The following is a 5982-nucleotide window of genomic DNA, read 5'->3' on the forward strand; positions in this document are numbered from 1 at the left end:
TCCGTTATTCTCACTTTAAACCGAGGAGTATAATCTATCACTTCTTTAAAATATTATATACTTTTCTTAAAGAGGTGGATACTATGGCTAAAAATCAAAAACCAAAAAAGGATTCTTTAATTACTTTAACTAGAAAATATGCAAATAATCATGATGAATGTGTAAAATTCTTTTTTAAAATGAAATGGCCTGTTGGCTTTTACTGTGAAAAATGTGGATGTACACATTACTATTCCATTAAAAGAGGTGATGTCTTTCAATGTAAAGAATGTGGTCATCAACATTACTTACTTTCTAATACTATATTTCAAGATAATAAGCTAGATCTTTATAAATTGATTTTAGGAATGTATCTCTTTTTTACGGCAAATAAAGGTTTGTCTGCGATTGAATTAGCTAATGAATTAGAAATAAATTATAAAACAGCGCTATTACTTTGTAGAAAATGTAGGATTCTTATGTCCCAAAGTAACAGTGAAAAAATTCTGGACAGCTTTTTTTATGAAGCAGACGTTGCTTATATAGGCTCAAAAAGTAAAGAAGAACACAAACAAGGAGTTGCTACTGAACAGCAACCCTTTTTAGTAATGTTATCAACAGATAAAGAAAATAAATATCCAAAATTTTTAAAATTAATGCCAGTAGCTGTAGATAGTACAAATAATATTGTTAGATTCATCTCAAAAAAAGCAATACTTTCAAAAGAAAGAATACTAAACACTGATGGAAAAACAACTTTTTTAGGATTAACTGATAAAATAACATTAAAATCAGAAAAAATACTCTATGATGAAGAAAATCATAGATTGTATTGGCTTAATGTATTAATTGGTGATATAAAGAATAATATTACTGGTATATATCATGGAGTAACTAAACGTGACTTACCTTTGTTTTTGAATGAACAAGAATGGCGTTTCAACCATAGATATACTGGAAAGAACTTCATGAACAAAATACAGAAATATGTTTTGAAATCACATCCATGTCCTAAAAAAGCAATTATTACTGTACTCAATTTATCCGAACCATACTATGCACATGTGTCAGATGGTTAATTAAGTTAAATTTTTTATTTCTTGTTTTTCTCGGTAAATTATTTAATTTAATGTTCAGACTATAATCTTCTATCAATCCTTTACATGCTTCTTCTATGCTGATTTGTCTTCCATTTAATGATTTACAATCACGATATAATTTAACAACATCCCCACTATTTTTTGTAGCAAAGCAAAAAAACCTATTTAACTTCGTTGAAATTTTAAATGATGGTGTTTTTTCTTCTTTATAAATGCTCTTATACACCATATTCCATTTAGCATTTTTATTTTCTGAAGCTGGATTTCCTAATTCATTTCTTGCTACTGTACCGATGTTCAATTCTTTATTTATTTGATCAATTACATATTTTAAATCTATTTTTTCATTTTCCATAATGGTCCCTTTCTATATCGTTATTTAACTCAATTACCCTTTCAATATTATCTTTCTCGTAGTATATGTTAATTTTAAAATTTTTCATTATAATCACATATTATTATATAACTCCCTCCCTCTATTTCCTATTTTCGTTTACGAACGGCTACTTTTCGTACGTGAATGTCATGTTTTATGTGCATTTTTTGCACAAAAAAAGTGTTACCTAGATAACTAAGTAACACTCCTAAATATTAATTTATTTACTAATCTATAGCATTAGCAGCATGATATGCTGTTCTAATAGCACTTGCGATATCAGCAGTTCTTTCACCTGAACAATCACCTACACATACATGAGGAATTGTAATTGATGAATCATCAAAGATATTTTTCTTTGATCCTAATGCATTGATAATTGTATCTGCTTTGATTTGATCATTTTCTGTATAGACAATATTATTTTCAATATGATCTACTTTTGTATTTACTAATTGTTTAACATGATGATCTGCAAAGTCTTTCATCATTAATGGTAAAACAGTTGTAGATTCACCAGCAGCAATTTTATCCATCATTTCAACAATTGTCACTTGATGACCTTTATTTGCTAGATATTCAGCAGTTTCAGCACCTACTAAACCTCCACCAATAACTACACAATCACCATTAACTTCTTGTCTATTTAAAACATCCCAACTTGAAACAATATTGCTGTTATCATGAGGAATTGGCATTTCCATATTATGTGCCCCTACAGCAATAATAGCATAATCATAACTATTGATATCTTTAGCTTCTTCATTTAAATGAACATCAACATTTAATGTAGGTAATACTTTTTGATAATATTCAATACTTCTTAAGATTTCATTTTTTCTTGGTGGAACAGAGGCAATATTGATTTGTCCACCTAAATGATCTGCTTTTTCAAATAAAGTCACTGTATGTCCTTTAACAGCAGCAACTCTTGCTGCTTCTAAACCAGCAATTCCTCCACCAATAACAACTACTTTTTGAGGATTATTTGTTGGTTTAATAGAAACAGTTGCTTCATTTCCATTTTCAGCATTTAAAACACATGAAATATATTGTCTATTTTGAATCGCATCAACACATCCTTTATTACAGTTTAAACATTCTCTAATACATTCACCTTTTTTCACTTTTAAAGCAATATCAGGATCAGTTAATAAAGAACGTCCATAACCAATCATATCTGCATCTCCATCATTTAAGATCTTTTCACCAGCTTCTACACTTACTACTCTACCTACTGTTGCTACTGGAATAGAAACAACTTCTTTAACTTTTCTAGCAACTGGTAATGTCCAATTATAAGGCACATCACCCATTGGTGGAATTGTATCTCCCATATTTCCTGTATGGTTAGCTTGTGCAACTTGAATCATATCAACTCCCGCTTCTTCTAGTTTTTTAGCAAAAGCAATTCCTTCGGCTTCTTTTAAACCACCTTTACCTCTTAAACTTCCATCTTTATTTAAAGTAATAATTGGAAGTTTATATTCAATTGTTAAATCAGGAGCTGCTTCTTTAATTGCTTTAACAACTTCTAAAGCATAACGAATTCTATTTTCAAAAGAACCACCATATTCATCACTACGATGATTTAATACTTCAGAACATAAAGAACCTAATAAACGATCCCCATGAACTTCAATCGCATCAATACCAGCAAGCATTGCTTTATGTGCACAGCTAGCAATACTTTCTTTAATTTGATTTAATTGTTCAACTGTTGCTTCACTTACAAAGTGTTGCATATCATGATGTAATTTAGCATACGCATCTTTGGTAATCTTTTGTGCTAATTCAGTTTGTTTTAAAGCTTCTTCTTCATTTCCTTCAGCTTTTGCTTTAGCCGCATTTTGACGAGCCATTCCTGCTTCCATAATCATTTTTCCAACACCAGGAACATCATATTCTGGATGGAAGATTTGTAAAGCTACTTTACAATCATATTGATGTAAAGTATCAGCAAGTTTTTTAAATGCTGGTATTTGTTCTTCACTATAAAGTTTTGGTGTTGGTGATGCTGTACGTACTGGAGCTACGTCACCAATAACAACATAAGAAGCTCCACCTTTCGCTAATCTTTCATAAAAGCTTAAACTTCTTTGTCCAATAGATCCATCTCTTTCTTCATATCCTGTTGTAAGAGGTGGAAACATAATTCTGTTTTTTAATGTCATTTTTCCTACTTGGATTGGTTCTAATAGTTTCATATTATATCTCCTTTGTTATTTGATATGCATTTGTAATAGCATCTTTTAATGTTCCTACTTTTTGACAATCACCAATTAAATGAGCATTTTCAATTGGTGAAGCAACTGGATTATAACCAACTGCAAAAACTAATGTATCAACATCATCTAAAACATATTCTTGATGATTCTTTTCATATTTAATTGTATTTTCATCTACATAAGTGATCTTTGAATTCAATTCAATCTTCACACCTTTTTCCATCATACGTCTTGTAAGTAATGATTTAGTTGCTCCAGATTCCCCTGTCATTAATCCTTTAGTCATTTCAATTAAAGTAATATCTCTATTTGTAGGGAATAAGTCATTAATTAATGGTGCTAAATAATCTGCTGTTTCACAACCAACAGATCCACCACCAATAATGACGATCTTTCTACCTGGGAATTTTTTACCAGATAAAATATCATCAGCAGTCATTGTTTGTTTAAAGACTTTATAAGGTTCGATTTCTTTAGGCGTTGCTCCTACTGTTGTAATCACTTCATAATCTTTAAATTCATTTTCAATCATTTCTTTAGTTACAGTTGTATTTAAACGCACATCAACACCTGTTAATTGACTCTTCATATATTTAACAACTTTAGTAATTTCTTGTTTACCAATAGGCACACACGCAATATTTAATTGACCACCTAAACGATCACTTTGTTCACATAAAACAACTTCATGTCCACGTTTTTTAGCTACATAAGCTGCTTCCATACCTGCTGGTCCACCACCAACAACAAGTACTTTTTTCTTAACTGGTGCTTCTTCAATTTCTTCTTTTTCAACAGCTGGATTGACTGTACAACTAATTGGTTTACCAAACATAATTCCTGTTAAACATCTTCCACAACCAATACATGGTCTAATTTCATCTGTTTTTCCTGCTTTTGCTTTATTTGCAAATTCACTATCACATAAATTAGGACGACCAATCATACATGCATCACAAACACCATTAGCGATCAATTCATCTCCTACCCAAGGTTCATTGATACGAGAAACTGTTGCCACTGGAATAGATACATGTTTTTTAATTTCTTCACTTGCATGTTTATGTGGTGCTGGAGCTGTTCCACTTGCTGGCATGGAACTTCCTCTTTTAATGGTATTTCCTCCAGAAACATGAATAAAGTCAACGGTTGCTTTTTCTAATTGTTTAGAGACATAAATCATATCATTAAGTGTTAAACCACCATCACTATATTCATCTCCTGAAATACGCACATCAATGATAAAATCTCTACCACATTGTTTTCTTACTTCTTCAATAACTTCTAAAGTTAAACGTAATCTTCCATGAATATCTCCACCATATTCATCTGTTCTTTTATTATATAAAGGTGTTAAAAATCCTCCTAATAAACCATGTGCATGAGCAGCTTGGATTTCTACACCATCACCCCCTGCTTTTTTAAAACGTAAAGCAGCTTCTCCAAATTGTTTAACAATTACTTTCAATTCTTCTTTTGTCACTTCTCTAGGGGCACTTTTAGCATAATATGGTCCTACATTTGATGGAGCAATCAATTGTGGTGTTCCAGGAATTGGAAAAGCCATATAAGCTGGATGAAAAAGTTGAGATAAGATTTTAGTATCATATTGATGTACTGCATCTACTAACTTTTTCCATCCTGGAATATAAGAATCATCATAGATTGACATATCCCCTGGTAAGTATGTATAAGTAGGTTCTACAGTTGTAACTTCAGTTACAATAAGTCCTACTCCGCCTTTTGCTCTTGCTGCATAGTGTTTCACTAATGCATCTGTTACATATCCTTTATCAGCAAGGTTTGTTGATAAAGGAGGCATAAAAATACGATTTTTAACTGTTGTATTTCCTATTTTAATAGGTGTAAATAAATGTTCATAATTATTCATAATACGTCTCCTTTTTCCTCATGTTTATTTTATCACAAGCAATTCTAGAAAACGCTATCAATTCTAGCTATTTACATCCCTTTTTTGTCATCAAAAACAAAAAACAAGGACAAAATATCGTCCTTGTCAGCAAGTATGATTAAGATTTAAAATGCTCTTCAACATCTTTTCTTTCTTCAGTAGTCAATTTTAAAATATCCATAGCTCTATATAATGAACATTGCAAACTTTCCATTATATTTTTTATCAAGTTAATTCTTTCTAATTTTTGTCCTTGTTCTAATCCTTGTTCCAATCCCTGTTCCAATCCTTGTTCAAGCCCCATAGAATGTCCTTTTTCTATATTCTCTTTTGCTATCATTTCTCCTAAATTACACATCTTTTCAACCTCCTTCTCTATTTCTTTAA

5 protein-coding genes are annotated in these 5982 nt (G+C 31.0%); 1 reads left to right on the forward strand and 4 read right to left on the reverse strand.

All coding sequences use genetic code 11. The features are described 5' to 3' along the window. The first annotated feature begins 83 nt into the window (after positions 1-83). Positions 84-1058, forward strand: a complete 975-nt coding sequence (locus ACLVEP_RS09470; RefSeq protein WP_257360652.1) for an IS1595 family transposase — start codon at positions 84-86, stop codon at positions 1056-1058. Here the strand turns inward: ACLVEP_RS09470 and ACLVEP_RS09475 are convergent. From ACLVEP_RS09475 to ACLVEP_RS09490, 4 genes are all read right to left on the reverse strand, one after another. After that, positions 1015-1434 (reverse strand): CHC2 zinc finger domain-containing protein, encoded by a 420-nt coding sequence (locus tag ACLVEP_RS09475; RefSeq protein WP_412584429.1) that lies wholly within the window; start codon positions 1432-1434, stop codon positions 1015-1017. The two genes, ACLVEP_RS09470 and ACLVEP_RS09475, sit on opposite strands and share 44 nt — an antisense overlap. 248 nt (positions 1435-1682) lie before the next feature. Next, complete coding sequence (gene bilR / locus ACLVEP_RS09480) at positions 1683-3662, reverse strand: bilirubin reductase, long form (RefSeq protein WP_412584431.1); 1980 nt, start codon at positions 3660-3662, stop codon at positions 1683-1685. A gap of 1 nt (position 3663) precedes the next feature. Then, positions 3664-5574, reverse strand: coding sequence for an FAD-dependent oxidoreductase (locus ACLVEP_RS09485; protein ID WP_412584433.1), 1911 nt, complete (start codon positions 5572-5574; stop codon positions 3664-3666). A 139-nt stretch (positions 5575-5713) separates the two neighbouring features. Further along, on the reverse strand, positions 5714-5953 hold the full coding sequence (locus ACLVEP_RS09490; protein ID WP_412584435.1) for a hypothetical protein: 240 nt from the start codon (positions 5951-5953) through the stop codon (positions 5714-5716). Between the last annotated feature and the right edge of the window lie 29 nt (positions 5954-5982).

This window comes from Faecalibacillus sp. (genome assembly GCF_047023275.1).
Lineage (GTDB): Bacteria > Bacillota_I > Bacilli_A > Erysipelotrichales > Coprobacillaceae > Faecalibacillus.